The sequence below is a fragment of the Alcanivorax sp. HI0083 genome (genome assembly GCF_001635175.1).
Genome location: NZ_LWFX01001210.1, coordinates 1 through 3306, shown reverse-complemented (window position 1 = coordinate 3306; position 3306 = coordinate 1). Strand labels below are relative to the sequence as shown.

General features: G+C 58.5%; 3 protein-coding genes and 1 pseudogene. 2 read left to right on the top strand and 2 right to left on the bottom strand.

The genetic code is table 11. The features are described 5' to 3' along the window. Together A3754_RS17585 and A3754_RS17580 are read right to left on the bottom strand one after the other, a co-directional pair. A partial coding sequence (locus tag A3754_RS17585; protein WP_231880680.1) for a YecA family protein occupies positions 1–549 on the bottom strand: 549 nt, incomplete at its 3' end. Between the two features lie 129 nt (positions 550–678). After that, entirely contained in the window at positions 679–1707 is a 1029-nt protein-coding gene (locus A3754_RS17580) for a GGDEF domain-containing protein (protein WP_063520743.1), read from the bottom strand. A gap of 214 nt (positions 1708–1921) precedes the next feature. Between A3754_RS17580 and A3754_RS17575 the strand changes: the two genes are divergently transcribed. Both A3754_RS17575 and A3754_RS17570 read left to right on the top strand, forming a co-directional pair. Further along, positions 1922–3016: an acyl-CoA dehydrogenase family protein gene (locus A3754_RS17575; protein WP_063520742.1), complete on the top strand. Its 1095-nt coding sequence runs from the start codon at positions 1922–1924 to the stop codon at positions 3014–3016. Positions 3017–3025: 9 nt separating this feature from the next. Beyond that, positions 3026–3306: pseudogene (locus tag A3754_RS17570) on the top strand (acyl-CoA dehydrogenase); the annotation flags it as partial.

Sequence of the window (3306 nt, the reverse complement as noted above, 5' to 3'; positions counted from 1 at the left end):
TTCGCCACCTTCATCCGGGCCATGAAAGCAAAGAAACAGCTCTTCGATCAGTTCCGGGATACCCAGGGCCATCTGCCGGACGACCTGGGTGTTGTCCCACAGGGCATCCAGTTCTTCGTCTTCATCAAGGCCGGAAATCAGGATAAAGGGCAACAGCAGATTAACGATGGTTTCTTCGTCGTTTTCATACCAAAGCGGTTCATTCACGAACACGCCGGTCATAAAGCCGGCACACCAGCTTGCCAGATCCTGGCCATCTTCTTCCTGGTAGGGGTCGAGCAGGCAAGGCAGGTTCACCGTTTCGCCACCGAGCAGTTGGGTAACCAGGCGCTGGCGCAGCTGGTCGAGTGCTGCGGCCACGTCGTCTGGAACCGGCATGTCCAGCTCATGGGCGTAATCCACCGGGGGCGTTTCTCCGGCTTCGTGCGGGCCAGCGGCCAGGGCGCACAGCATGCCGTGAATTTCCGTCCAGGTGGGTGCGTCTTCGCCCAGGCTGGCGAAATGCTGGCGGACGGTGTTCTTCAGGCTTGGATTGGTAATCTCTGACATGCTTTTCTCCCGGTGGCGAGCAAGCATACCGATAGACGCGCCGGGCCTCCACCGTCCTGTTGCGTTTGCCTGTCGAATGCCGGATTTGTGCCCGGCACAGCGGGCTCTCCGCGAGCCGATGGCAGGATGCTAGCTGGCTAACTCGATGCGGTTTCTGCCCAGGTCCTTGGCTTCGTAGAGGGCGCTGTCCGCACGTTTGATAAATTGCTCAGCGCTTTCGCCGGGTTGGTAATGGGTGAGCCCGGCGGAAAATTCGCTGCTCAGGTTTGCTGTGAAGGAATAGTGTTGTTGTGAGAACTGGCGGCGCAAGCGCTCCAGTGCGGCCAGGCAGGCCTGGGTGCTGGTGTGGGGGAACAACACCACGAATTCCTCCCCGCCATAGCGGGCCAACAGGTCAGACTTGCGTAATCCCTGGGAAGCCAGTTGTGCAAAGCGATGCAGCACTTCGTCTCCGGCGTGGTGGCCGTAGGTATCGTTGACTTGCTTGAAGTGGTCCAGATCAAGAATGGCCAGGTGCAGGGGGCTGTTCTCCCGCGCGGCGCGGGACATTTCCTCTTCCAGCCGTTCCAGAAAATGACGGCGGTTGTAGAGTCCGGTCAGGTCGTCGCGCACGGCAATGGCACTGAGGCGGTCGTGGGCTTCGCGCAGTCGTTCGCGTTGTTCTCGTACCCGCAATTGCAGGTTGTGGATATACCCACCCATATAGATAAACCAGCCCAGACCCAGGGTCAGGATGATCCAGTGCCCGATCAGGTAGGAGAAAATCGCCTGTTGGGGAGCGTTTATCCATTCATAGATCTGTAACCCGCTGAAGCAAAGCAGGGTGAAGGCCGCCATCAGCAGCATGCGTCGGCGGTCCAGTGCGAACACCCCAAAGGTCATGACCATAAAGTAGATGCTCAGCATGGCGCCGCGCAGTTCGCGGGAGTAATGCAGAATAGTGGTGGTCAGCAGGATGCCCACGGCCATTTGCAGGATGGTCAGGCTGGGATCGCCAAAGCGGTCGCTGACGCCACTGCGAATAAGCAGATAGAACAGCCCGTTGATGGCAAAGACCACCGCGAAGAAGGTCAGGTGCGGTGTGTTGGGTTCAAAAGCGGTGAGTTCCACACCAATGAAGGTGCCTGCCCACAATAAACAATAGGAATAGATCGCCATGACTTGGCGTTTTAACCGGACCGCGCGCTCCGGGGGATCTTTGGGTATCAGTGTTAACACGGGCAACAGGCGCCTAGCCGAATGATTGTTGTATTTTTAGTCAACTTTACCGTTTTTATCGTCCGGGGTCACAGACCTGTCATTGTCGGTGGTAGACAGCCAGTGACAAACTGTTGTTCAAACAATCGTTTGCTTGCCGGGATGAGGCCCTTGTATGTCCACACCGCTTTTTGACCTGACATTAACCGAAGAACAGCGCATGACCCGTGAAGGAATGCGCAAGATGGTGCGTGATTCCCTGTTTCCGCAATCGCGCGCAGCGGATGACGCAGCAAAGGCGAATGGTGAACTGTTAAACAGCATCGCCGGTTTTGGCCTGGCGTTGATGCCCATGCCGGAAGCTCTGGGCGGTGTGGGCATGCCACGTTCGCCGCTCTCCAACGCGCTGGCAGTGGAAGATCTGGCCGAGGGGGATATTTCTCATACCCTGGCTGCCTTGCAGCCCATGGCTGCCGTCAACGCCCTGGTGGATTTCGGTAGCGACGAGCAGCAGGAACGCTGGTTGCCTGCCATGGCCACGGAAACCTTTACCGGTGCGGCTATCGCGCTGACGGAGCCGCGCGCCACTTTCGAGCCTTCCTCTCCCGCTACCACGGCACAAACTGCAAACGGGCAAGTGGTGCTCAATGGAGTGAAGAGCCTGGTGCCGTTGGCCGAGCAATGTGAGTGGTTTGTAGTGGTGGCGGCGGAAAAGGGAGAGGTATCCGCCTTTATCGTTCCGAAAGACGCGGCCGGCCTGACCATTCAGGCCGAGGCGTATATGGGGCTGCGCAGTGCAGAACCGGCCACGCTGACGTTGGAATCAGTGACCGTGCCCGAGGCCGACCGGTTGGCCCATTTCGATCTGGACCGGCTGCTGGGCCTGTCCCGCATCGGCCAGTGCGCGCTGGCGGTGGGCTGCTGTCAGGCAGTGATGGAATACGCGATCCCCTACGTGAATGAACGCAAGGCCTTTGGCGAGCCCATTGCCTGGCGCCAGTCCGTGGCATTCATGGTGGCTAACATGGCCATCGAGATCGAAGGGATGCGGCTGATGATGCTACGTGCCGCCAGCCGGGCCGACCAGGGCCTGGATTTCCACAAGGAGGCCTATCTGGCGCAGCTGTTGTGCATGGAGAAGGCCATGGAAATCGGCACCAACGGCATCCAGCTGTTTGGTGGAGCGGGCTTCGTTCGCGATTACCCGCTGGAAATGTGGTACCGGAACTTGCGCAGCATTGCCGTGCTTCACGGCAGCCTGATGGTGTAGGAGAAGAACATGATTAATCTGGAATTGCCGGAAAAGCTCACACAAACCCAGAAAATGGCGCAGCAATTGGCCAGCGGCGTTTTTCGTCCCATCGCGCGCAAGTACGACGCTATTGAACACTGTGATACGCCTGAAGAGCTCAAGCCGGTTGCGCAGATGATGGCGGCCATGCCCCGTGCTGGAGGCAAGAAAGACGGGGGGAGCGACGGCATCAAAAATGGCAGCAACATGATGGGCATCATGGGCGTAGAAGCCATGTGCTGGGGAGATGTGGGGCTGATGCTGTCGAT

Coding starts and splice junctions, on each gene's coding strand:
- A3754_RS17580 (WP_063520743.1), bottom strand. CDS start 1,707: ATGGCGATCTATTCCTATTGTTTATTGTGGGCAGGCACCTTCATTGGT.
- A3754_RS17575 (WP_063520742.1), top strand. CDS start 1,922: ATGTCCACACCGCTTTTTGACCTGACATTAACCGAAGAACAGCGCATG.